The organism is Aquibium carbonis (assembly GCF_003970795.1).
Lineage (GTDB): Bacteria > Pseudomonadota > Alphaproteobacteria > Rhizobiales > Rhizobiaceae > Aquibium > Aquibium carbonis.
In genome coordinates this window covers 16,476-38,564 of sequence record NZ_RWKW01000102.1, presented here as the reverse complement: position 1 = coordinate 38,564, position 22,089 = coordinate 16,476, and the positions used below count along the sequence as shown (strand labels likewise).

Genomic DNA, 22,089 nt, shown 5'->3' with positions numbered 1-22,089 from the left:
TTGCTCAGCTCCGTCCGGCGGGATGCACGGATTTTTCCTCCCGTTGGCCCGCCACACGGCAATGCTCTTGTCCGGCGCGACCCGGCGCCGGCTATCGATCAGGTGCCGACAGCGGCCTTCAGGCGCGTGGCGATGGGCGTTTCGAGGGCAGCGTTGTGCGCGAGAGCAAAGCCGTGCACCTGGCGAGCCACGGTCTCGAGCTGGCCCGCCACCTCCTCGTTGGCCGGCAAGCCGTTCTCGAACGGACGGTTCTGAGCGTTCAGCGCCGCAGCGAAGGGCGTCGGCCAGCCACGCAGCGCGTGGACGATGGAGCGGACGCCGACCAGCGTCGTTCCCAGCGCCTGCGCGCCATAGGCGCTGACGACGATGCCGACGGCGCGGCCATCGAAGTAGGGGCGGTGATCGGCGCGCATGTCCTCGACATAGTCGAGCGCATTCTTGATCACGCCCGACATCCCGCCGTGATAGGCGGGCGTGGCGATGATGATGCCGTCGGCGCGCCTAAGCGACTGCACCAGCCGCCGTGCCGACGGGCTGCGGTGGTCGTCGGATGGATCATACATCGGCAGGTCGAGCAGCGGGCCGACGATCAGCTCGGTGGTGGCGCCCAGTTCCGCCATCAGGCCCATGGTGTAACGCAACGCCGTCTCCGAGGACGACCCGATGCGCGTCGTCCCGCCGATGCCGACGATGTGGGGGCGAAAGCCGCCGGCGTCGGTCGTGCCGTAACCCTGCATGGGCGGTGTGGTAATCTTGTCGAGCATGCCGTTCTCCTATTCGGCCGCGGCGGCCGTTGCAGCGGAGCCGAAGCGCTCCGCGCTTTCGAAGGCCGCGTCGATGGCCGCGTGGCGTCGGTCGAGCCACTGCTTCGTTTCCGGGTGCGTGAAGATGTAAAACTCGTCCGCCTCGATGGCGTTGGCGACCCGCTCGCCGATCTCGGCGGGCTGCATCTGGCCCTTGATCAGATCGCCCATGAAATGATTCTGCGGCCTGACCGTGGCCCCGCCGAGCCGTTCCGGCCTCGATCGCTCGGAAAGGTGGATCTTCGTGTCGACCGCCGCCGGCGCCAGGATCGAGATACCGATATTCCTGCCCTCCAGTTCGTTGCGCAGGCCTTCGGAAAGCGCCACGACGGCGTATTTCGTCATCGAATAGGCACCGGTGAGGAAATTCGGATTGACCTGGAAGCCGCCGATCGACGCGGTGTTGACGATATGGGCGGGACGTCCGGCGGCCAGCATCCGCGGGACGATCGCCTGGATGCCGTTGATGACGCCGTGAATGTTGACGCCGATCACCCAGTCCCAGTCGGCGGCGCTGATCTCGTGCAGCGGCACGCCATGCATGGCGATGCCGGCATTGTTGCAGGCGATGGCGATCGGGCCGAACGCCGTCTCGACGGCGGAAACGGCGTCTTCCACCGAAACACGGTCCGAAACGTCGACGCGGATCGCCCGCGCGGCGCCCCCCTCGGCCTCGATCAGGCGCACGGTCTCGGCCGCATCCGCCTCGCTGATGTCGCAGACACCGACGCGCACGCCGCGGCGCGCGAAGCTCATGGCCATGCCGCGGCCGATCCCCGAGCCGCCGCCTGTGACGTAGGCGGCCATTCCTGCTTCGATTTTCATGCGTTTATCCTCCCGGCCTCCGACGGCGTCATTTTTGCATACCAGTCGATCGCCGTCCTGCTGTTCTTCCGGTCAACGATCCGATTTCCGTGCAAGTTCGTATACAAGGCTCCAGACTTGCAGGGGCCGCTCGTCGCATGCCAAACAACCTTCCCACCCTCTCGACGGATCGGAGCCGGCGCCGCATGACGAACCAGGACAACGCCCCAGCCCGTGACGGCGAAGCCAGCGGCGCCGTCGAGACCGCATATCGCTTCATTCGCACCGCCATCATCAGCGGCGACCTGGCGTCCGGCGAGACGCTGCAGGAATCGCGGCTGGCCGAGCGCATCGGGGTCAGCCGCACGCCGGTGCGCGAGGCTCTGTCCAGGCTCGCCAGCGAAGGGCTCGTCGTTCTCGAGCGCTATCGCCGGGGCCAGGTCGCGAGCTTTTCCATGGCCGACGTGGCCGAGGTGTTCCGCCTGCGCGGCAAGCTCGAGGGCCATGGCGCGCGGCGCGCCTGCCGGCGCATCTCGGCGGACGACATCGCACGGCTGGAGGCGGTGGAGGACGAGATGGAGGCGGTATTCGCCGAACTCGGCTGGCACCGCCATCTGTCGCGCTTCGACGAATTGAACAACGAGTTCCACGCCATCATCGCCCGCGCCGCTGACAGCCCGAGGCTGGAGAAGATCCTCGCCTCCTCGCTGGAGTTGCCTGCATCGATCTTCAACCACTACATCGAGCCGGTCGACGAGCGGACCCGACGCACCCACCGCCAGCACCGCGAGATCATCGCGGCGCTGAAAGCGCGCAATCCCGACTGGGCTGAAGCTGCGATGAGTGCTCATCTGTTCTCGATCCTCAACGACCCGGCGCCCGACCCGGAGTGACGCGACGCCATCCCGGGGCGGGGTCAGGCGATTACTCGGCAGCGACCTGCGTCTTCGCCGCACGACGCTCGCGCAACCAGGGCATCACCGAAGTGGCGTAGAGTTCCATGTTCTTGCGGGTGAGCTCGGCCGGCAGCGTGCCGAACTGCAACAGCGTGAGCAGGTGCCCAAAGCCGATCTCGCTCTGGTACTGCTCCAGCCGCTGGCGCACCGTCTCGGGGCTGCCGCAGATGAACATGCCCTTGTCGATGACGTCGTCGATGGTCTGCTGGCCGCCGATGGCCGACTTCGCCTTCATGACGCCGAGCATGGACTTCAGCGACAGGTAACCTGGCGGCAGCAGCATTTCCTTGGGCATCCGCAGGAACTTGTTGAGGAAGTTCTCGATGTGCGGCTTGGCCTCGCGGCGGGCGATCTCGTCGGTTTCGGCGACGTAGACCGGCACCGACCAGCCGAGCTGGTCCTCGCTGGCCTCGTAGCCGTGCTCGGCCGCCATGTCCTTGTACATCTGCATGTACCGGGCCAGCATCGCCACCGGCGTGAAGGTCTGCAGGTAGGTATAGCGACGATCGGGATGCGAGGCCCACTCGATGGTTTCCGACGAACCCTGCGAGGGGATCCAGATCGGCGGGCGCGGCGTCTGGTAGGGGCGCGGCCAAAGATTGACGTACTCGAACTGGTAGTGCTTGCCCTCGAAGGCGAAGGGACCGGTCTCGGTCCAGGCGCGGATGATCAGGTCGTGCGCCTCGTGGAACCGATCATGGCTGTCGGCCGGGTTGGAACTCCAGGCGTGATACTCGGCGCCGATGCCGCGCACGAAGCCGGCAATGAAGCGGCCCTCGGTGATGTTGTCGACCATCGCGAATTCCTCCGCGACCGTGACCGGGTTGTTGAGCAGCGGCAAGGCGCGGCCGAGAATGGCGATCTTGACCTTCTTGGTGCGGCGGGCGAGCGCACCGGCCATCACGCCGGGCTGCGGCATCAGGCCATAGGCGTTCTGGTGATGCTCGTTGACGCAGACGCCATCGAAGCCGAGCTGGTCGGCATATTCGAGTTCGTCGAGATAGCGGTTGTAGAGCTTGGCGCCCTTCTTGGGGTCGTAATAGCTGTTGGGCAGCGTGATCCAGGCAGAGTTGTATTTCTGGTCGTAGTCCAGATCCAGATCCGCATAGGGCATCAGATGCATCATGTAGAATTTCATCACGCAGCTCCCTGGATGAAGTTGACGACCTTCGAGGTGAATTCCTGGGCTTTCTCGACATGCGGTAGATGTCCGCATTCGGGGATGATCTCGAGCGAGGAGGCCGGGATCAGATCGCGATAGGCCGTGCCGTAAGCGGTCGGGATCAGCTTGTCGTCGTCGCCCCAGATGATGAGCGTCGGGACCGCGATGCGATGCAGCCACTTCCTGAGATGCGGATTGTGGAAGCGCGGGCTCCAGCCGAGCTTGGCCGTCATCAGCCGGTTTTTCAGCACCACGAGAAGCTCGTCCTCGTTGGCCGGCTGCGGCATCGCCTTGGCGATTTCCTGGTTGTGGAACAGGTTCTGCGCCAGTTCCTCCGGCGACCACATGAACATGTCGCCCTTGCGAACACCCGGCACGGTGATGCCCGCCGGGGCGACGAGGGTCAGCGATTTGATCTTTTCGCAGGAGCGGGTGGCGAGCTCGGCCGCGATCCAGCCGCCGATCGAGGTGCCGACCAGGTGCACACGGTCGAGACCGAAATGGTCGATCACGTCGAGATAGAAGTATGCGAGGTCGCCGACCGTATCGAGCCATTCGGGCGTATCGGAAGCGCCGAAGCCGGGATGCTCGGGCACGATCACGTCGTAGCGTTGCGCCAGCATGTCCATGAAGGGCAGCCAGCCGCTGGCGCCGGATGCACCATGCAGGAACAGCAGCGGTTCACCCTTGCCTCCCCGCATCACCCGGATGCGGCATCCGGCCACCGTTTCGAATGTTTCCTCATGCGGCATGGCGGTCGTTGCCTCCCTTCGCGTCTTCTTGTGTCGACTGGTCTGATGTGACAAATTGTACACCTTATCATGTGATCCAGGTCAAGGCGGAATCGTCAAAAGACGAAAGCCAACTATGCTGCGCTGCATCATTTTATTGATATTGCTATCTTATTTTGATCAGCCTACGAGTGGACATCGAAGGGCGTTGGACGCCATATTGCATACCAAATGAGAAAGAGGGTTCCGATGGCACTGGAGATGTTCGCGCTTGAGGGCCGTGTGGCGGCCGTGACCGGCGCGGCCAGCGGGCTTGGGCTCGCCATGGCCGAGGCGCTTTCGACGGCGGGCGCCACGGTCGTACTCCTGGACATCGACGAGGCGGGGCTCGACAGGGCCCGCGAAGACATCCGCGCCGCGGGCGGGCGGGCGGAATCCGCCGTGCTCGACGTTTCGGATCGCGCGGCGATCCGCGCGGGGATCGACGCCATCGCGGCGCGCCACGGGCGCCTGGACGCGGTGATCGCCAATGCGGGCGTGACGGCGGGACCCGGCTATCGCACCGAGGCCGGCCAGATCAACGCGGTGCGCGACGAGCAATGGGACCAGGTTCTGTCGATCAACCTGACGGGCGTCTTCGTCACCATCCAGTCGGCGGCCGCTCACATGAAGCGTCAGCGTTCCGGCCGCATCGTGGCGGTGGCATCGGTCGCGGGGCTGAAGTCGGAAGTCATGTGCGGCTATGCCTACACCGCCACAAAGGCGGCCGTGGTGAACCTGGTCCGCCAAGCGGCAATGGAACTGGCACCCTACGACGTGATGGTGAACGGTATCGCGCCGGGCCCCTTCCGCACCAACATCGCGGGTGGGCGCATCCGGCAGCCGGAAATCGAGGCGGAGTTCGCGTCGATGGTCCCGCTCGGTCGCATTGCCTCTCCCGACGAGATCAAGGGGCTGGCGATCCTGCTTTGCTCGCAGGCGTCGAGCTTCATGACCGGGATAACGATCCCGGTCGACGGCGGGATCATGGCGAGATAGGGCCATAGCGGGAGGACGAGACAATGACCGACACCCACATGGCGACGCCATTCGCCGGACGGCTGATCCAGACGGCGTTCACGACCGACGACATCCACGCGACGATGAAGGAGATGACGGCCACGCTGGGCGTCGGCCCGTGGTTCCTGCGCGAACGCGGCGTGTTTCCGCGTCAGGTCTATCGCGGGCAACCGTCGTCGACCGCGCTCGCCATCGCCATGGGCTATGCCGGCGACATGCAGTTCGAGATCATCCAGCAACTGGACGACACCCCGTCCGTCTACCGCGAGGTGGCCGAGCGCAAGGGCCACGGGCTGCATCATTTCGGCGTCGCGGCGACGGACTACGACGCCGCCCTCGAACACTACCGGAACCTCGGCTTCACGCTGGTCTACGAGGCCGAAGTCGCGAACGGGGCGCGCGTCGGCTATTTCGACACGCATGGCAAGCTGCCGGCGATGATCGAGGCGATCGAGTTCCTGCCGGCCACGCAGGCGATGTTCGACGGCTTTCGCGCCGCCGCGCGTGGCTGGGACGGCAGCCACCCCGTGCGGCTTCGCGTCTAGAGCCGCCCGAAGGCCGCATCAGGCTTTCGAAGGTGGCCCCTCCGCCAGCCCGGAGGGGCTGGCGGGCAGACCGCCCGCGTTCATTGTTTTCAACACAAGGCACGAAGCGCACGTCGCGGCCAGCGGGTAATCCCGGGGTCGCGACCGCGCGGCGTTTCCCGCCGCCTGATCCGCCCCGCCCGGTCGTGTCCCACTGGGCTGCGGGTTGCGCATCGATTCTGCCTCGCCTGAAGATTGCCAAGTCAAAAGTAGTATTATATGACTATTGCACCTGCCGCCCAGCTTGGAGGAGTCAAGGGCGGTGAGGCAACCAGGGAGGAATTCAATGCATCCGAAGACCATCTTCGGTGGCGCGGTGGCTTTTGCCGCGACCATCGCCGCCACCATGGCCAGCGCCCAGACGATCGGCTTCTCGCAGGTCGGATCCGAAGGCGACTGGCGCCCCGCCTTCTCGGCCAACATGCAGGAATCTGCGAAGGAATTCGGGATCGACCTGAAATTCGCCAACGCGCAGGGCAAGCAGGAAGAGCAGTTGCGCGCAGTCCGCGCCTTCATTGCCCAGGGGGTCGACGCCATCATCGTCGCGCCCGTTGTCGTGACCGGCTGGGACCAGGTTCTGCGTGAAGCCAAGGAAGCCGAGATTCCGGTCTTCCTCGTCGACCGCGACGTCGACGTCGAGGACAAGACGCTCTACGTGACCCGCATCTCGGCCGACTTCAACCTCGAAGGCAAGCTCGCCGGCGCCTGGCTCGCCACGGAGAGCAAGGGGACCTGCAAGATCGTGGAACTTCAGGGCACGACCGGGTCCGCGCCGGCCATCGAGCGCAAGAAGGGCTTCGAGGCGGTGATCTCCCAGTTCCCCGCGATGGAAATCGTCGCGACCCAGAGCGGGGACTTCACCACCGAAGGCGGCAAGAAGGTGATGGAAGCCTTCATCAAGTCGACCAACAACCTCGACGGCATCTGCGCCTCCTTCGCGCACAACGACAACATGCAGCTGGGCGCCATCCAGGCGATGAAGGAAGCCGGCCTGAAGCCGGGAACCGACGTCCAGATGGTCTCGGTCGACTATGTGCCGGCGATCAAGGACGCGCTGGCGGCCGGCGAAGCCAATGCGTCGGTCGAACTCCGTTCGGCCGTGGGCGGCTTCATCTATCCGATCATCCTCGACTACCTGAAGAGCCCGACGGAGCTCGACAAGTGGATCGTGATCCCCTCGGATCTGCATACCGCCAACTAAGCCGGCGCAGCAGGCAAGGGGACGCCGCGGCCGCACTCGCCCCAGGGTGCGGTCGCGCGCGGCCCATCATTGCCCGACCCAGATGGAGTTCATCATGCCTGCCGAGCCAGCGGCGGTCCCCCGCATTGCAATGCGGGCGATCCGCAAGGCCTTTCCCGGTGTGCTCGCCCTCGACGGCGTCGACCTCGCGCTCAGGCCAGGCGAGGTACACGCCCTGCTCGGCGAAAACGGCGCGGGCAAGTCGACCCTGATCAAGATTCTGACCGGTGCGGTGCGGCGGGATTCCGGCGAGATGTGGCTGGACGGCCAGCCGATCGACCCGGGCTCGACCGGCGAGGCGCAGGCCGCGGGCATCAGCACGGTCTTCCAGGAAGTCAACCTCATCCCGACCATGTCGGTCACCAAGAACATGGCTCTCGAACGCGCCGCCGGCCGCTTCGGGATGATTTCCTGGCGCAAGGCGCGCGAGCAGGCGCGGGCCAAACTCGCCAGGCTTGGCGTGGACATCGACATCGAACGGCCGCTCGGCTCGTTCTCCGTCGCCGTGCAGCAACTGGTCGCAATCGCGCGGGCACTCGAAGACAACACCCGGGTGCTCGTGCTCGACGAGCCGACGGCCAGCCTGGACGCCAAGGAGACGACCGCGCTGTTTTCGATCATGCGCGAACTCAAGGCGCGCGGCATCGCGGTCGTGTTCATCACCCACTTCCTCGAACAGGTCTATGAAGTCGGCGACCGCATCACCGTGCTTCGCAACGGCCGGCTGGTCGGCACGGCAGCGGCCTCGGACGTTTCGCGGCCCGACCTGGTGTCGATGATGATCGGCCGCGAACTGGGCGAGGTCGAGCGAGCCTTCTCGGAGAAGGACGCGATGGCCGCCGGTCCCGTACGGCTGTCGGCACGTGGCCTCGGCCGCAAGCGCGTGCTGGAGCCGTTCGACCTGATCCTGCGACAGGGTGAGGTGGTCGGACTGGCCGGCCTGCTCGGCTCCGGGCGAACCGAAACGGCGAAGATGCTGTTTGGCGCCATCAGCGCCGACGCCGGGGAACTGACCGTCATGGGCACGCCGACACGCAACGCCGCGCCGCGCCAGTCGCTGCGCGCCGGGATCGCCTTCTGTCCAGAGGACAGAAAGGCGGAGGGCCTGGTCGCCGAACTCAGCGTGCGCGAGAACATCATGCTGTCGATCCAGTCCAAGCAGGGCTGGCTGAAGCGCATCCCGCGACGCCGGCAGGACGAACTGGCGCGCGAGATGATCGCCGCACTCGGCATCGCCACGCCGGACGCCGAGAAGCCGGTCGGCCAGCTGTCGGGCGGCAACCAGCAGAAGGTCGTGCTTGCCCGCGCGCTGGCCTCCAATCCTTCGGTGCTGCTGCTCGACGAGCCGACGCGCGGCATCGACGTCGGCGCGCACGCGGAGATCATCAAGCTGATCCGCAAGCTGTGCAAGGACGGCCTGGCGCTGCTCGTCGCGTCTTCGGAGCTCGACGAGCTCGTCGCCGCCACCGATCGCGTCGCCGTGCTGCGCGACAGGGCCAAGATCGGCGAGATATCGGGAGAACAGATCACGCGCGACAACATCGTGCGGATGATTGCGGGGGATGATGGCAGAGCAGACTGAACCGCGACCCGTGGCGATGCGACCGCGGATGAAGCTGCACCGCGCAGTCTGGCCGCTGCTGGCGCTGGCGGCCATCCTGATCGTGTCGGGGATCGTCTCGCCCGGTTTCTACAACATCCGCATCGTCGAGGGCCGGTTGTTCGGCAACCTCATCGACATTGTCTACCGCGCGACGCCGACCGCGCTGGTGGCGCTCGGCATGGCCGTCGTCATCGGCACGAAAGGCATCGACCTGTCGGTCGGCTCCACCATCGCGATCACCGGCGCGGTGATCGCCTGGCGTATCCAGATGGGCGACCCCCATCTGGTGGTGCTGATGATGGCGCTGGGCGCGGCGACGCTGTGCGGCATCTGGAACGGGTTCCTGGTGGCGGGCCTCGGCATCCAGCCGATCATTGCGACGCTGATCCTGATGGTGTCGGGCCGCGGCATCGGGCTGCTGATCAACCTGCTCTATGGCGGAACCAACCCGAGCTTCGAGAGCGCGCTTCTACAAGGCCTTTCGACTGGCCACCTGATGTCGATCCCGACGCGGCTGTTCCTCGCCGCCGCGATCTTCCTGGCGCTTTGGCTGATCATCCGCCGCACCGCGCTCGGCCTGTTCATCGAATCTGTGGGGGGCAATGCCGCCGCCGCCAACCTGGCCGGGGTCAATGCGCGGCTGATCACCTTCGTCGCCTATGTGCTGTGTGCGCTCTGCGCCGGCTGGGCAGGCGTCATCATGACTGCCGACACCCACACGTCCGACCCCGTCAGCGTCGCCATGTACATCGAACTCGATGCCATCCTGGCGGTGGTGATTGGCGGCGGGTCGCTGGCGGGCGGCCGCATCCATCTCGGTATGACCGTCATCGGTGCGCTGGTGATCCAGGCGCTGACGACCTCGATCCTGATCTCCGGCCTGCCGCCCGAATACAATCTCGTGGTGAAGGCGGTCGTGGTTCTCTTCGTCCTCCTTCTGCAATCCGACAATGCCCGCCGGGCGATCACCAGTCCCTTCCGGGGAAGAGCACGATGATCAACGCCAAGTACCTGCCCCTCGCTGCCACCGTCACCGTCTTCGTGGCGCTGTTCCTGGTCGGCGGCATGATGTATCGGAACTTCCTGTCGACGCTGGTGCTCGGCCACATCCTGGCCGACAATGCCTTCGTCATCATCGCCGCCATCGGCGCGACCTTCGTCATCCTGTCGGGCGGCATCGACCTGTCGATCGGCTCGATGATCGGCTTCGTCGGCGTCTGCATGGCCGTGCTCGACCAGGCCGGCTGGCATCCGCTGGCCAGCGCCGCGCTGCTCCTGTGCTTCGGCATCCTCTTCGGGGCCATGCAGGGCTATCTGATCGACTTCTGCGAGATCCAGCCCTTCATCGTCACGCTGGCAGGTCTGTTCCTGCTGCGCGGTGCCTGCTTCATGGTCTCGCTGGATTCGGTGCCGATCCGGCACGAATTCGTCCAGACCTTCGCTACCACGCGCATTCCCCTGCCGGGACGCGGGTTCCTGACCTCCTCGGCGATCGTGATGCTGCTCAGTCTCGCGGTGGCGATCTTCATCGCCCACTTCACCCGGTTCGGCACCAACATCTACGCCATCGGGGGCGACAAGGAATCGGCCCGCCTGATGGGCGTGCCGATCCGTCGCACCACGGTGATGATCTATGGCCTGGGCGGCTTCTACAGCGCGCTTGCCGGGGTCATATACGCGCTGTACACCTCCTCCGGTTATCCGCTGGCGGGGTCGACGACGGAGCTCTCGGCGATCGCCGCGGTCGTTCTCGGCGGCACCCTGCTCACCGGCGGCGTCGGGCTGGTGGCCGGCACCGTTTTCGGAGGGATGATCCTGGGCCTGATTTCCACACTCATCATCTTCCATGGTTCGCTCAACAGCGCCTGGATCATGATCTCGAGCGGCATGCTCCTGTTCGGCTTCATCGTGCTGCATCGCTTCCTCGTCGGCTCTTTCGACCTGCGCGGCAGTTCCTGAGCATGCGCAGACAGACCCTCACCGCATCCGGCACGCTCGGCATCGGCGGGTTCTCGGCCGGCGGCGCCATGCGCAACGAAAACACCAGTGGCATGTCCGATGCCGGTGCGGGACGGGCGCAAATCGTCGACCTGATCGGGCGCGACATCGTTGGCGGGGTCTATCCGCCGGAGACGCGGCTGCCGGACGAAGCGGCGATGCGCCAGCGCTATGCGGTGTCGCGCACCGCCCTGCGGGAGGCCTATTCGAAGCTGACCGCCAAGGGCCTCATCGTCGCACGGCCCAAGGTCGGAACCAGCATCCGTCCGCAATCGCTGTGGAACATGCTCGACCCCGAGGTGCTGACCTGGCATCTCGAGACCCTGCCGGCCGGCGCGATCGCCAACGACCTCTACATACTGCGCCGCATGGTCGAGCCGCCGGCCTCGGCGCTCGCAGCCGAAGTGCACGATGCCGAGGCGCTGGGCCGGATCGAGGCGGCGTTTCGCGACATGCAGGCCTGCGCAGGCAGCGAGGTCGAACTCATCGACGCCGACCTGCGTTTCCACATCGCCATTCTGTCGGCGACGCGAAATCCCTTCATCGGTGCTTTCAGCGCACTGATCCACGCAGCGATGGTCAGCACCTTTTCCATCAGCTGGCGCGGCGCCGGCGGCATCCGCGCGGAGCGGCTGGCACAGCATGGCGACGTGGTCGACGCGATCGCGCGCCGTGATCCCGGGCTCGCACGCGCGCGCATGGAGCGGCTGCTCGACGATTCGCTGCAGGACGTGCGCGAGGCCATCGGCGACCGCTATGCGGTGGAACCGGCGGGCGTCGAAGGGCTCAGCGCGTAGAGGTCGAAGCGTTCAACGCGTGACCACGACACGGGTACCGACGCTGACGCGGTCGTAGAGATCGAGGATGTCGGCATCATGCATCCGGATGCAGCCATAGGACACGAATCCGCCGATCGAGGCCGGCTTGTTGGTGCCGTGGATGGCGTAGGAACCGCCCGACAAGGTCAGGGCGGCAGCGCCCATGGGATTGGACGGCGAGCCGCTGGCGATCACGGCGGGCAGGCGCGGATTGTCGCGACGGATCTCCGCCGGAGGAGCCCAGTGTGGGCGGATGAATTTTCCTGCGATGCGTGAGGAACCGGACCATTGCGTCTCGGCACGCCCGACCCCGACGACGTAACGCAGTGCCCGACCGTCCCCGAGGACGAGATAGAGCCGGCGTTCGCCGGTGCGCACCACGATCGTTCCCGGTGCGGCCGCGCTTTCGAAACGAACGAGTTTCGAGGTTGACGCGACTGTGCCTGTGACCATCCAGGGCGTGAGCCCCAAGAGGCAGCCGAGACACAAGGCAAAAGCTGACCGATAAACATTCTTCATCGATCAGCTTGTAAGGCTCAGCCTATAGAATGCCCTTACGAATATGTTGAAGATGCAATCTATTCAAGTATTTGGAGATCTACCAGGCGTAGCCGAGCTTGACGTTTCCAGAATAGATCTGCGCGTCCATCGCGAGCTTGCCGTCGGCGGAGCCGGAGACGAACATGCCGCTGTCAAAACCGAAGCCCGCGCCGGCCGACAGCAGGATCGAATCCCTGTCGGGCGTGGCGCCGCTGACGGTGAAGCCGGAGCCGGCGATGGCCTGGAACGCGGCGTCGACGTCGTTGTCGTCGCCATGGTCATGAGCCCAGGCCGCGCGCATGCGCAGGTCGAGCGACCCGCCGTCGAAGGGGACCGACCATTCCGCCCCGACGCCGAGTTCGGTGCGCAGCGCCGTAGCCGTGCGCTTCTCGTAGTCGAGCGCGAAGGTCGACACGCCTTCTATGGTCCGCTCGCTGTAGGACGGGGTCATGAAGACCTGGCCTCGCACCGCCGCGTAGGGCGTGATCCAGCCGATCCGGTATCCGCCCTCCAGATGCCCTGCGACGTTGTGTGCGCCAAAGCTGGCAGCGAAGCGGTCCGTGCCGGCGATGGTGACGGTGCGCTCGGTGGAGGCGTCGTTGTAACCGTAGGCGATGGCTCCCAGGACATAGGCGGCATCGAGATCGGAGCGGCCATGTACCGCCACGTGGTAGGTGTCGCTGCTACCGCTGCCGACATCGTCGCCGAGGTCGAAACTTGCACCACCGGCGCCCAGCGCGAAACCGACCCTGCTCGATGGATCGAGCTGGTAGTCGACGCCAAAGGCAACGCCGTAATCCGTCGACGTCCGGTCATGGCTCCCGATCGAGGCATCGCCATCGATCTCGCCGCGGCTGCCATAGGCGCCGCCCCATGCGCTCCAGTTGCGCGGAGGAAGTCCCTCGTGGCGGGAGGCGAACGGACCGTCCTTCGCGGCGGACCCGATCGGACCATATCCCAATGTGCTTACCGTGCCTGGCTCGGCCGGTCCCCGATCCGAGGGCGAGGCCGCTGAACCCGGCGTCGTTCGTCCCCTGCCGCCGCTGAGCGCCAGATTGAGAAAGGAATCCATCGACTGCATACCGGTCGGCGCCACACCGGTGGCCGCTTCCCCGGAGAGTTGGGAGAGGGCCGCCGCCAGTTCATCCGGGGTCAGCGTCAAGGCCAGGATCGCGAAGCCGGACGGCAACACCCCACCTCCCGTGACGTAATCGTCCAGCGCCCGGGCAACCGACGCGGCATTGTCGGTCAGGGGCGTATCGTCGTCGCCGAACACATCCTCGAAGGCGAGGGAATCAATGGTGCATATTCCGATCGTGTTGTTGTTCAGCGTCACGGCACTGACGCGTGCAAACGCGGCTCCGCAGTCGATGGTGGCGGCAGAGTTCAGCGTGATGCTTTCATATGCCACGATCTGCCCCTGGAAATCGGTGGTGGTGCCGAGCGTCGCCGACGAGCCGACGCGAAAGAAAACGTTGCCGCCCTGGGCACCGTTCTGGAGCACGATCGACGTCGCGCTACCGGTGATGAGCGTCGATTCGATGTTGAAGATGAACACGGCATTGGGATTGCCGCCGCCGTCCAGCGTCAAGGGCACGTTCCCAGTGAGCCCCGCCGAACTGCTGAAGCTGTAGACACCCGGCGTCAGGGTCAGCCCGCCCAAGTCCTGGCCTGTCAGGTCGCTGGTGGCGGGGCGTGACGCGAGGAAGTTGTAGAGCGTCGTCAGGTCGGCCTGCATGCGTACGGCGACATCGTCGGCAATGAAGGTCTGGCCGGTGAGCGTTATGTCGTTCGCGCCCGTGATCGAGAGGCCGGGGCTGAGGCCGATGTTGCCGGTAATGGTGGTCGGCCCCGTGTTCGTGATGGTCGATCCCGCGATGACGGCGAAACTCGGCAGCTCCTGAGCCCGCGCTTCCGGAGCCGCCAGCATGGCGATCGGCACGAGCGCGACGGCCACCGTCGACAACAAATTCATATTGTACTGAGCAAAAATATTCCCACGCACGTCGCGTGGCGAAAAGCCGGCCGCATGATTTTTTTCAATATTATTGTTGTATTTATTCTCTCCAGTCCGGCATTTTTTCATGAAATACATTATTGTTTTCCTTCCACCGAATCATGAGCGGCGGTCAATTTAGAATCATCAATGATTAGAGCATTGCATGGTCTTTTCCGGGTTTGCAACTCGAGAGTACGCAATGCGCCGGAATCGACTTCTTGGTGCAGACATGGATAACGAATGGGAAAGGAATACCGGCCGGTTGTGTCTGCGCCGCCCCGGATCGGGACGGCAAGGAAGGCCGCGCCGTCAAGATATCGAAACCGCCACGCCTCTTTGCCGGCGGCGACGGATCCGGTTCAGCGGTGCGATGCCGCGGGCGGCGCCGCGCGCCCTTCCAACTCCCGCGGCTCGCGAACGCCGAGAAGACCCATAGCCGTGTCCATCTCCTGAAGCAGGAGGCGCAGGATCGCTTCGGCGCCTGCTTCGCCTCCGGTGGCGAGCCCCCAAAGCGGCAAGCGACCGACCTGGACGGCACCGGCGCCCAGCGCCAGATATTTCAGCACATCGGTGCCACGGCGCACGCCGCTGTCGGCAAGCACCGCGATCTGGCCCGCGCATGCCTTCGCGATCGCCGGCAGGCAGTCGGCCGGCGAAGGCAGGCAGTCGAGATTGCGTCCGCCATGGGACGAGACGACGATGCCGTCGGCGCCGATGGCCGCAGCCTTCCGGGCATCCTCGACAGAAAGGATGCCCTTGACGAGCAGTCGACCGGTCCAGCGTTCGCGCAGGCGCGCAACGTCGTTCCAGTCGATCGACCCGTCCAGGCGGACCGCATCCGCCATGGCCAGTCGCGTGACCGAACTGCGATAGGCGTCGGGATAATGGCCATAGGTCGGCACGCCGTCACGCATCCACGTGCGGGCGAGGACGCCAAGAAGCCAGCGCGGATGCAGTATTCCGTCGACCGCCGACCGCAGCGACGGCTGGTAAGGCACGGAGAAACCGTTTCGCCGGTTGTATTCGCGGTTGGGCGCGACGGCCGTGTCGGCCGTCAGGACCAGGCAGTCGCAGCCGGCCGCCGCGACCCGGTCGAGCAAAGCATCCGTCAGCGTCCGGTCGTGCCACACGTAGAGCTGGAACCAGAGCCGGGCGTCCGGCGCGCCCTTTCGGATGGTCTCGATGGTGGTCACGGACTGGGTGGAGACGCAGAAGGGGATGCCTACCCGCGACGCCGCGCGCGCGAGTTTCGTCTCGCCATCATGCGAGACGATGCCGGCCAGCGCGGTGGGCGCGACGACGAGCGGCGCCGCCTGGTGCTGGTCGAGGATCCGCGTGGCAAGCGACCGTTCGCGGTGACCGGTCAGCACCGACGGCGTCAGCGTGATCGCGTCCAGGCTGGCGCGCTGGCGCAACAGGGCCTTCTCGTCCTCGGTGCCGCGATCGATGTACTCGAACAAGCCGCGCGGGAGTATCCGGCGCGCCCGAAGCCGGTAGTCGTCGGCGTTGAGCAGGGCCGGCATGACGGTCAGGACGCCAGGACCCAGATCACTTCCGCGTGGTCCGGTCCCTCGGAGAGCCAGATGTGCGGCGTGCTGGCGTCATAATACAGGCAATCGCCGGCGTTGAGCGTCAGCGGCTCGTAGATCTGGCTATGAACGACCACGACCCCGCGGACCACCGTCAGGAAGATTTCCGAATCGCTGACCGGCCAGGAGCCGTAGTCCGAAGGCTTGCGCGCGGTCACGCGGCTGCGGATCGGCGTCATTTTCTTGTCGATGAGGTCGGCGCAGAGCAGGGTATTCGCACAGCTGTTTGACTGATAGGCGCGGCCACCGGATGCGCGGGTGACGCTTCGGCGGCCAGCAAGGCTGCGCGCGGCCTCCTTGTCGGCGAGCAGGTCGACCACGTCCATGCCGTAGCCGCGCGCCACCCGCTGCAGCGTGGCGATGGTGGGCGACAGTTCGTTGCGCTCGATCTTCGACAGGGCGGACGCCGAAACGCCGGTCTGCCGGCTGGCCTGCTGAAGGGTCCAGCCCCGTTCCTGGCGCAGTTGCGACAAGCGGGCGCCGACGTCGATGCCCGTGCCGATCTCGGGCAGGTCTGCCTCCAGCGTGTCGACCGAACTCGAATTCATTCCTGGCTCCGGCTGGTTGGAATCCCCCTGCACGCTGGGGTAGCCTGATGGGTATACAGGCTTACCCGTACCGACGGAAGCGCGATCGGACCATTCATCCACTATACGAAACGAATTCTACTATCCGACTTGACACGAAGATGACGTTTCGTATGGTGAATGCGAGCCGAGGCGCGCGCCGCGCTTCCATGGTTCGACAACCAAAAAGACCGAAGGTGAGTATTCTCGCCGCGCCGATGAGTCGTCGGCGCGTGGGATGCCTTGCGACCGGGTCGGAACTCAAAGGGGAAATTGGCAGATGACGATGCTTTCAAGGAAATTCCGGGCCCTGACCGCCGTGGTCCTGATCGGGGCGGCAGCCCTTGTCGCCGCGCCGGCACAGGCGCAGACGATCGTTCGCTTCGGGCATGTCGATGGCGAGGGCGACCTGCTTGCCAACCCCTACTGGACATTCACGGAAGTGTTCGGCTCGACCGTCAAGACGCAGACCAACGGCCGCTACGAGATCCAGGTCTTCCCGAGCGGCCAGCTCGGAGACCTCGAGTCGCTGCTCGAGCAGAATGTGAGGGGCTCGCTACAGATCGTCGGCGGCCTGAACGCCGGCCATGTCGGCGCCTATGCGCCCGCCGCGCAGGTGCTCGAAATGCCCTACACCTTCCCGACCACGGAAGTGGCCCGCGAAGTGCTGAACGGCGAATTTGGGAAGACGCTCTCCGACACCATCGCCGAGCAAAGCGGCGTGCGCATCCTGAGCTACCTGCCCTCGGCTTTCCGCAACTTCTCCAATTCGGTGCGCCCGATCAAGACTCCGGACGACATGGTCGGCCTCAAGATCCGCACACAGCAGGTACCGATCCACATCAAGATGGTCGAGCTTCTGGGCGCCTCGCCGACGCCGATCGCCTGGGCCGAGCTCTACAGCGCCCTCCAGACGGGTGTCGTGGATGGGCAGGAGAACGCGCCCTACACGATGCTTCTGGCGAACCTGCAGCAGGTGCAGAAGTACTATACGCTTGACCATCACCTCATCAACATGCCGCTGATCACCATCAACGAGGACTTCTACCAGAGCCTCAGCGAGGACGATCGCGCCATCTTCGATTTCGCGGCCCGCGAGGCGACCTTCGCCATGCTCGGCATCATCGCCGCCAAGGAATCGCAGGATCTCAAGGTGATCGCCGATGCCGGCGTCGAAATCTACCAGCCGACCGCGGCGGAGTTCCAGATGTTCGTCGACAAGGTGCAGCAGCCCATCGCCGAGATGCTGGCCGGTCAGGTCGGCGCCGACCTGATCGCCGATCTCCAGGCGGCTGTGAAGGCTGCGCAGGAGTAGTCTCCCGCAATCAACGGGACAGGCGTGCGCTATGAGACGGCGCACGCCGCCATCAGTCGCGAAGGATCGCGCATGCTGAAGACCCTCGATCGCATCGCCGACGCGCTCGGCTTCGTCGCTTCCACCGTCGCCCGGCTGCTTTTGGTCTTCGTCGCGGCGATCCTCTTCATGCAGGTGGTGCTGCGCTACGGCTTCGGCTTCTCCCTGCCCTGGCCGGAAGAAGCCGCCCGCTACAGCATGATCTGGGTGGTGATGCTGGCCGGCAGCCTGCTGGTGAAGGACGACCAGCTCGTCCGCGTCGACTTCTTCGACCACTACTGGCCGGCGCGCCTGATGTCGCTGCGCAACGCCATCTTCCGCGTTCTGCTCGCCGTGCTTCTCGGCGTCATGGTCTGGAAGGGCTACGAAAACGCGCAGTTCGGCGCGCGACGCTCGGCCGTGACGCTGGGTGTGAGTTTCTACTGGGTCTATCTCGCGATCCCCGTCGGCGCTGGCCTGATGATGTTCCACATGCTCGTGCTCGCCTTGCGCGACCTTCTCGGTCGGACCGAACAGTCCGGGCCGTCCATCCTCAAATCCGAGATCTGAGAGCGCCCGATGGATCATTCGCTGCTCGTCGTCATCGGCCTGCTTCTTCTTCTCATGATCCTGGGAAGCCCGGTCATATTCGCCATCGGCTTTGCCGGCATGGCCTATTTCGTCGTCAAGCCGGGCATGATCGGCATGCTCGACATTTACGCGCACAAGTTCTTCACCGGCATGGACGTCTTCATCTGGCTGTCGATCCCGCTCTTCGTCATCGCCGGCGAGATCATGACGGCGATCGGGATGACCGACCGGCTGCTCAACCTCTCTCGCCTGCTCGTCGGGCGGCTGCGTGGCGGCCTCGCCTATGTGAACGTCGTGGGTTCGATGTTCTTCTCGGGCGTTTCCGGCTCGGCGCTGGCCGATATCTCGGCGCTCGGTCCCGTCGAGATCAAGATGATGGAAAAGGACGGCTATCGCACCGACTTCGCAGCGGCGCTGACGGTGAGTTCGGCGATCCAGGGGCCGATCATCCCGCCGTCGATTCCGCTCATCGTCTTCGCAGCGCTGACGAACACGTCGATCGCCGCGCTGTTTCTGGCGGGCGCGGTGCCCGGGCTTCTTCTCGGCATGGCGCAGATGGCGGTTCTCTTCGTGATGGCCCGCCGCAAGGGCTTCCCCAGCAATCCGATCCTCAACCTCACCTTCGCCGTGGCGGCCGGCATCATCTTCAATGCCTTCTTCGCCATCATCATGCCGGTGATCATCATCGGCGGCATCATCTCCGGCGTCTTCACGGCGACCGAGGCCGCGGCGATCGCGGTCGCCTATGCCACGATCATCGGCGTTTTCGCCTACCGCAATCTCACACTGAAGGCGTTCTGGGGCATTCTCGACCGGGCCGCCCGCACCTCGGCGTCGGTCTATCTGATCGTCGGCTTCGCCACGATCATCAGCTGGGTGCTCGCCAACGAGCGCGTGCCGAGCGAACTCAGCACGATGGTTCGCGACATGCAGCTGGAGCCGTGGATGCTGCTCCTGATGCTGAATGTCTTCTTCCTGCTGAACGGCCTATGGATCGGCGATTCGGTCCAGCTGCTGCTGTTTGCGCCGCTGTTCACCCCAATCCTCGCCGCGATGGGCGTGGACCCGGTGCATTTCGGCGTGATCATGGTGGTCAACGTCATGATCGGCCTGATGACGCCGCCCTACGGACTGGCGCTCTACCTCGGCTCATCCATATCCGGGGTGCCTCTGGGCGCCATCGTCCGGCAGAGCATACCCTTCCTGCTCTCCAACCTCGCGGTCCTGCTGGTCGTCACCTACGTGCCGGCCGTCTCGCTGACCCTTCCCCGCCTCTTCGGCTTCGTAGACTGACTTCGGGATAGACCTTCATGACATTGACCCAGGATGACCTGACCGGCCTCTTCACGGCCATCGTGACTCCGTTCGCCGAGGATGGCTCGGTCGACTTCGAGGCGCTGAAATCACTGGTCCGCTTCCAGTTGAGAAGCGGCGCCACCGGCATCGTGCCCATCGGCGGAACCGGTGAGTATCCCGCGCTGTCGCGCGCCGAGCGCGCCGATGTCGTCCGGGCCTGCGTCGAGGTTGCCGACGGCGCCCCGGTGCTGCCGGGCGTGCTCGCCACCGGCTTCAAGGACGCGGTCGAGGCCGCGCTCGACTTTCGCAAGGCCGGCGCCAGCGGCGTCATGGCGGTGACGCCGTACTACGCGGCGGGCCCCCAGGACGGCATGGTCGCCTACTTCCGCGCCTTTCGCCAGGAGGTCGGGATCCCGGTGCTCGCCTATGAGATCCCCCGCCGCACGGGCGTGGCGCTCAAGGCTGAAACCATCGCGACCCTGGCCGAGGACGGTTCGATCATCGGCATGAAATGCTCGTCCTACGACGTGCCGGAATTCATCAAGGCGATGAAGTTCGCCGGCGGCAAGATGGCGATGCTGAGCGGCGAGGAGCCACTGTTTGCCACCCACGTCGCGCTGGGTGCCCAGGGCGGCGTCCTCGCCTCGGCCTCCGTCTATCCGCGCATCTGGATCGACGTGTTCAACCTCGCCCGCGCGGGCAAGCTGGACGCGGCGATCAGGCTGCAGCAGAAGCTCGACCCCGTCATCGATACGATCTATCGTGAGACCAACCCGGGGCCGCTGAAGTACTACATGAATCTCGCCGGCCTGCGAGCAGGACAGGTCCGACTGCCTCTCACCAGCCCGTCGAGCGAGACGCGCAAGGCACTGGAAGAGGTGCATTCGGCGATGCGGGACATGGAAGAGGCGGCATGAGTGCATTTCTCGAGGGTCTCGGTGCTGCCCTCGGTCGACAAGGCCTGCTGACGGACGATGCCGACGTCGCCCCTTATCTCACGGATTTCCGCGGGCGGATGACCGGTCGCGCGCAGGCCGTGGCTCTGCCGGCCAGCGCGGAGGAGGCATCGGCGATCATGCGGCTGGCCAGCGAGCACGAGGTGCCCGTGTTTCCGCTCGGCGGCAATACGGGACTGTGCTTTGGCGCGGTGCCCACGGCTGGCGGCAACGGCGCCACCGGAATCGTGGTCGGGATGCGGCGCATGAACCGGATCCGGAACCTCGACCAGGCCGGCAACGTGATTTCGGTCGATGCCGGCGTCACGCTTTCGGCCGTCCACGAGGCGGCCGCAGATGCCGACCGGCAGTTTCCGCTGCATCTGGGCTCGGAGGGAACCGCGCAGATCGGCGGGCTGATCTCCACCAATGCGGGTGGAACGGGCGTCGTCCGCTACGGCGCCATGCGCAGCCTGGTGGCCGGCCTCGAGGCGGTGCTGGCGGACGGGCGCATCCTGCGCGAGATGGAAGCGCTGAAGAAGAACAACACCGGCTATGAGTTGCGCCAGCTCTTCATCGGCGCGGAAGGCACGCTCGGGCTGATCACGGGCGCGGCGCTGCGGTTGCATCCGCCGATCGGCGCGCGCGCACACGCCTGGGTTTCGGTCAGCGATCCGCAGGCGGCGGTCGAGCTCTTGTCGCGGCTGCAGCACCGCTGCGGCGACGCGATCGAAGCCTTCGAGATGCTGAACGGGGCGGAGGTCGACTGCATCCGCGGCCACATCCCTCGCGTTCGAAGCGTTTTCGCGGAAACGCCCGCCTGGTCGGTGATGATCGAACTCGGCGACGTGGACCCGAACGCATCGCTGCAAGCGGCGCTGGAGGAGGTGCTCGCGGAGGCCATGGAGGCCGGGCTGGTCGTGGACGCGGTGATTGCGCAGAGCGACGGCCAGGCGGCCGATATCTGGCGCTTCCGTCACGCGATCACGGAAGCGCACAAGATCGAGGGCGTCGGCATCGTGCATGACACAGCGGTGCGCAACTCGGCCGTTCCGGCCTTCATCGAGGCGGCAAGCGAGGTCACCGCGCAGCGGTTTCCGGACGCGCGCGTGCTGGTCGTCTCGCATCTCGGTGACGGGAACGTCCATTTCACGGTCATGTTCAGCCACGCCTATTGGGCGGCCTTGCCCGATCCAGAGGCGAAGGCGCTCGAGGTGGAGATGGCCATCCACGACGTGGCGGCGCGACACGGCGGCACCATCTCGGCCGAGCACGGCATCGGCCGCAAGCTGGTGACGGAGCTCGAGCGTCTGGGCGACCCGGTCCGGCTCGCCATCATGCGGGACATCAAGCGAACGCTGGACCCGAAGAACCTGATGAACCCCGGCGCGCTCCTCGCCTGAAGCGGGCGGCCGCCGCCCTCGCCGACGTCTCGGCTGGAACGGGTTTCGGGGGCGGCGCGGCGATTCCCGACGGGGCGAT

The 22,089-nt window shown here is 65.5% G+C and carries 21 protein-coding genes; 13 read left to right on the top strand and 8 right to left on the bottom strand.

Annotation, left to right across the window (positions count from 1 at the left end; all coding sequences use genetic code 11):
- Positions 1-98: 98 nt before the first annotated feature.
- Together EJC49_RS22340 and EJC49_RS22335 are read right to left on the bottom strand one after the other, a co-directional pair.
- Entirely contained in the window at positions 99-764 is a 666-nt protein-coding gene (locus tag EJC49_RS22340; protein WP_245453523.1) for an NADPH-dependent FMN reductase, read from the bottom strand.
- Positions 765-773: 9 nt separating this feature from the next.
- Positions 774-1,628 carry an SDR family NAD(P)-dependent oxidoreductase gene (locus EJC49_RS22335; protein ID WP_126702147.1) on the bottom strand — a complete coding sequence of 285 codons (855 nt, stop codon included), beginning with the start codon at positions 1,626-1,628 and terminating at the stop codon, positions 774-776.
- Positions 1,629-1,813: 185 nt separating this feature from the next.
- Here EJC49_RS22335 and EJC49_RS22330 point away from each other — a divergent pair, with 185 nt between their 5' ends.
- A complete protein-coding gene (locus EJC49_RS22330; protein WP_126702146.1) occupies positions 1,814-2,500 on the top strand; it encodes a GntR family transcriptional regulator in 687 nt (228 codons plus the stop codon).
- Positions 2,501-2,531: 31 nt separating this feature from the next.
- Here the strand turns inward: EJC49_RS22330 and EJC49_RS22325 are convergent, their stop codons facing one another.
- Entirely contained in the window at positions 2,532-3,701 is a 1,170-nt protein-coding gene (locus EJC49_RS22325; protein ID WP_126702145.1) for an LLM class flavin-dependent oxidoreductase, read from the bottom strand.
- Positions 3,701-4,477: an alpha/beta fold hydrolase gene (locus EJC49_RS22320; protein WP_126702144.1), complete on the bottom strand. Its 777-nt coding sequence runs from the start codon at positions 4,475-4,477 to the stop codon at positions 3,701-3,703. The genes EJC49_RS22325 and EJC49_RS22320 overlap by 1 nt, the downstream gene beginning before the upstream one ends.
- A gap of 228 nt (positions 4,478-4,705) precedes the next feature.
- Here EJC49_RS22320 and EJC49_RS22315 point away from each other — a divergent pair, with 228 nt between their 5' ends.
- From EJC49_RS22315 to EJC49_RS22285, 7 genes are all read left to right on the top strand, one after another.
- A complete protein-coding gene (locus tag EJC49_RS22315) occupies positions 4,706-5,494 on the top strand; it encodes an SDR family NAD(P)-dependent oxidoreductase (RefSeq protein WP_170314839.1) in 789 nt (262 codons plus the stop codon).
- Positions 5,495-5,517: 23 nt separating this feature from the next.
- Complete coding sequence (locus tag EJC49_RS22310) at positions 5,518-6,060, top strand: VOC family protein (protein WP_126702143.1); 543 nt, start codon at positions 5,518-5,520, stop codon at positions 6,058-6,060.
- A gap of 325 nt (positions 6,061-6,385) precedes the next feature.
- Positions 6,386-7,300 (top strand): ABC transporter substrate-binding protein, encoded by a 915-nt coding sequence (locus tag EJC49_RS22305; protein WP_126702142.1) that lies wholly within the window; start codon positions 6,386-6,388, stop codon positions 7,298-7,300.
- A 94-nt stretch (positions 7,301-7,394) separates the two neighbouring features.
- A complete protein-coding gene (locus EJC49_RS22300; RefSeq protein WP_126702141.1) occupies positions 7,395-8,921 on the top strand; it encodes a sugar ABC transporter ATP-binding protein in 1,527 nt (508 codons plus the stop codon).
- Between the two features lie 28 nt (positions 8,922-8,949).
- Positions 8,950-9,939 (top strand): ABC transporter permease, encoded by a 990-nt coding sequence (locus EJC49_RS22295; protein WP_210211844.1) that lies wholly within the window; start codon positions 8,950-8,952, stop codon positions 9,937-9,939.
- Positions 9,939-10,901 (top strand): galactofuranose ABC transporter, permease protein YjfF, encoded by a 963-nt coding sequence (yjfF, locus tag EJC49_RS22290; RefSeq protein ID WP_170314841.1) that lies wholly within the window; start codon positions 9,939-9,941, stop codon positions 10,899-10,901. Before EJC49_RS22295 ends, yjfF begins: the two co-directional genes overlap by 1 nt.
- A gap of 2 nt (positions 10,902-10,903) precedes the next feature.
- Positions 10,904-11,737, top strand: a complete 834-nt coding sequence (locus EJC49_RS22285) for a FadR/GntR family transcriptional regulator (RefSeq protein ID WP_126702139.1) — start codon at positions 10,904-10,906, stop codon at positions 11,735-11,737.
- Positions 11,738-11,749: 12 nt separating this feature from the next.
- Here the strand turns inward: EJC49_RS22285 and EJC49_RS22280 are convergent, their stop codons facing one another.
- The 4 genes from EJC49_RS22280 to EJC49_RS22265 all read right to left on the bottom strand — a co-directional run bounded on the left by EJC49_RS22280 (position 11,750) and on the right by EJC49_RS22265 (position 16,434).
- Positions 11,750-12,211: a L,D-transpeptidase gene (locus EJC49_RS22280; protein WP_126702138.1), complete on the bottom strand. Its 462-nt coding sequence runs from the start codon at positions 12,209-12,211 to the stop codon at positions 11,750-11,752.
- Positions 12,212-12,356: 145 nt separating this feature from the next.
- The gene (locus tag EJC49_RS22275) at positions 12,357-14,393 is read right to left on the bottom strand and encodes an ice-binding family protein (RefSeq protein WP_126702137.1); all 2,037 of its coding nucleotides are present in this window, start codon (positions 14,391-14,393) and stop codon (positions 12,357-12,359) included.
- A gap of 263 nt (positions 14,394-14,656) precedes the next feature.
- Positions 14,657-15,820 (bottom strand): alpha-hydroxy acid oxidase, encoded by a 1,164-nt coding sequence (locus tag EJC49_RS22270; protein WP_126702136.1) that lies wholly within the window; start codon positions 15,818-15,820, stop codon positions 14,657-14,659.
- 5 nt (positions 15,821-15,825) lie between these two features.
- A complete protein-coding gene (locus EJC49_RS22265; protein WP_126702135.1) occupies positions 15,826-16,434 on the bottom strand; it encodes a helix-turn-helix domain-containing protein in 609 nt (202 codons plus the stop codon).
- 298 nt (positions 16,435-16,732) lie between these two features.
- On the opposite strand from EJC49_RS22265, the gene EJC49_RS22260 reads away from it, so the two are divergent.
- The 5 genes from EJC49_RS22260 to EJC49_RS22240 all read left to right on the top strand — a co-directional run bounded on the left by EJC49_RS22260 (position 16,733) and on the right by EJC49_RS22240 (position 22,010).
- The gene (locus tag EJC49_RS22260; protein WP_170314838.1) at positions 16,733-17,767 is read left to right on the top strand and encodes a TRAP transporter substrate-binding protein; all 1,035 of its coding nucleotides are present in this window, start codon (positions 16,733-16,735) and stop codon (positions 17,765-17,767) included.
- 72 nt (positions 17,768-17,839) lie between these two features.
- Complete coding sequence (locus tag EJC49_RS22255) at positions 17,840-18,355, top strand: TRAP transporter small permease (protein ID WP_126702133.1); 516 nt, start codon at positions 17,840-17,842, stop codon at positions 18,353-18,355.
- Positions 18,356-18,364: 9 nt separating this feature from the next.
- Positions 18,365-19,669: a TRAP transporter large permease gene (locus EJC49_RS22250; RefSeq protein WP_126702132.1), complete on the top strand. Its 1,305-nt coding sequence runs from the start codon at positions 18,365-18,367 to the stop codon at positions 19,667-19,669.
- Positions 19,670-19,686: 17 nt separating this feature from the next.
- On the top strand, positions 19,687-20,589 hold the full coding sequence (gene dapA / locus EJC49_RS22245) for a 4-hydroxy-tetrahydrodipicolinate synthase (protein ID WP_126702131.1): 903 nt from the start codon (positions 19,687-19,689) through the stop codon (positions 20,587-20,589).
- Complete coding sequence (locus tag EJC49_RS22240; RefSeq protein WP_126702130.1) at positions 20,586-22,010, top strand: FAD-binding oxidoreductase; 1,425 nt, start codon at positions 20,586-20,588, stop codon at positions 22,008-22,010. Before dapA ends, EJC49_RS22240 begins: the two co-directional genes overlap by 4 nt.
- Positions 22,011-22,089: the final 79 nt, after the last annotated feature.

Excerpts from the sequence above, each read along its gene's own strand:
- EJC49_RS22295 (WP_210211844.1), top strand. The coding sequence starts at position 8,950 with ATGAAGCTGCACCGCGCAGTCTGGCCGCTGCTGGCGCTGGCGGCCATC.
- EJC49_RS22305 (WP_126702142.1), top strand. The coding sequence starts at position 6,386 with ATGCATCCGAAGACCATCTTCGGTGGCGCGGTGGCTTTTGCCGCGACC.
- EJC49_RS22310 (WP_126702143.1), top strand. The coding sequence starts at position 5,518 with ATGACCGACACCCACATGGCGACGCCATTCGCCGGACGGCTGATCCAG.
- EJC49_RS22250 (WP_126702132.1), top strand. The coding sequence starts at position 18,365 with ATGGATCATTCGCTGCTCGTCGTCATCGGCCTGCTTCTTCTTCTCATG.
- EJC49_RS22300 (WP_126702141.1), top strand. The coding sequence starts at position 7,395 with ATGCCTGCCGAGCCAGCGGCGGTCCCCCGCATTGCAATGCGGGCGATC.
- EJC49_RS22285 (WP_126702139.1), top strand. The coding sequence starts at position 10,904 with ATGCGCAGACAGACCCTCACCGCATCCGGCACGCTCGGCATCGGCGGG.
- EJC49_RS22320 (WP_126702144.1), bottom strand. The coding sequence starts at position 4,477 with ATGCCGCATGAGGAAACATTCGAAACGGTGGCCGGATGCCGCATCCGG.
- EJC49_RS22260 (WP_170314838.1), top strand. The coding sequence starts at position 16,733 with ATGACGATGCTTTCAAGGAAATTCCGGGCCCTGACCGCCGTGGTCCTG.
- EJC49_RS22340 (WP_245453523.1), bottom strand. The coding sequence starts at position 764 with ATGCTCGACAAGATTACCACACCGCCCATGCAGGGTTACGGCACGACC.
- dapA (WP_126702131.1), top strand. The coding sequence starts at position 19,687 with ATGACATTGACCCAGGATGACCTGACCGGCCTCTTCACGGCCATCGTG.
- EJC49_RS22280 (WP_126702138.1), bottom strand. The coding sequence starts at position 12,211 with ATGGTCACAGGCACAGTCGCGTCAACCTCGAAACTCGTTCGTTTCGAA.
- EJC49_RS22330 (WP_126702146.1), top strand. The coding sequence starts at position 1,814 with ATGACGAACCAGGACAACGCCCCAGCCCGTGACGGCGAAGCCAGCGGC.
- EJC49_RS22265 (WP_126702135.1), bottom strand. The coding sequence starts at position 16,434 with ATGAATTCGAGTTCGGTCGACACGCTGGAGGCAGACCTGCCCGAGATC.
- EJC49_RS22240 (WP_126702130.1), top strand. The coding sequence starts at position 20,586 with ATGAGTGCATTTCTCGAGGGTCTCGGTGCTGCCCTCGGTCGACAAGGC.
- EJC49_RS22325 (WP_126702145.1), bottom strand. The coding sequence starts at position 3,701 with ATGAAATTCTACATGATGCATCTGATGCCCTATGCGGATCTGGATCTG.
- EJC49_RS22255 (WP_126702133.1), top strand. The coding sequence starts at position 17,840 with ATGCTGAAGACCCTCGATCGCATCGCCGACGCGCTCGGCTTCGTCGCT.
- EJC49_RS22335 (WP_126702147.1), bottom strand. The coding sequence starts at position 1,628 with ATGAAAATCGAAGCAGGAATGGCCGCCTACGTCACAGGCGGCGGCTCG.
- EJC49_RS22270 (WP_126702136.1), bottom strand. The coding sequence starts at position 15,820 with ATGCCGGCCCTGCTCAACGCCGACGACTACCGGCTTCGGGCGCGCCGG.
- EJC49_RS22275 (WP_126702137.1), bottom strand. The coding sequence starts at position 14,393 with ATGTATTTCATGAAAAAATGCCGGACTGGAGAGAATAAATACAACAAT.
- EJC49_RS22315 (WP_170314839.1), top strand. The coding sequence starts at position 4,706 with ATGGCACTGGAGATGTTCGCGCTTGAGGGCCGTGTGGCGGCCGTGACC.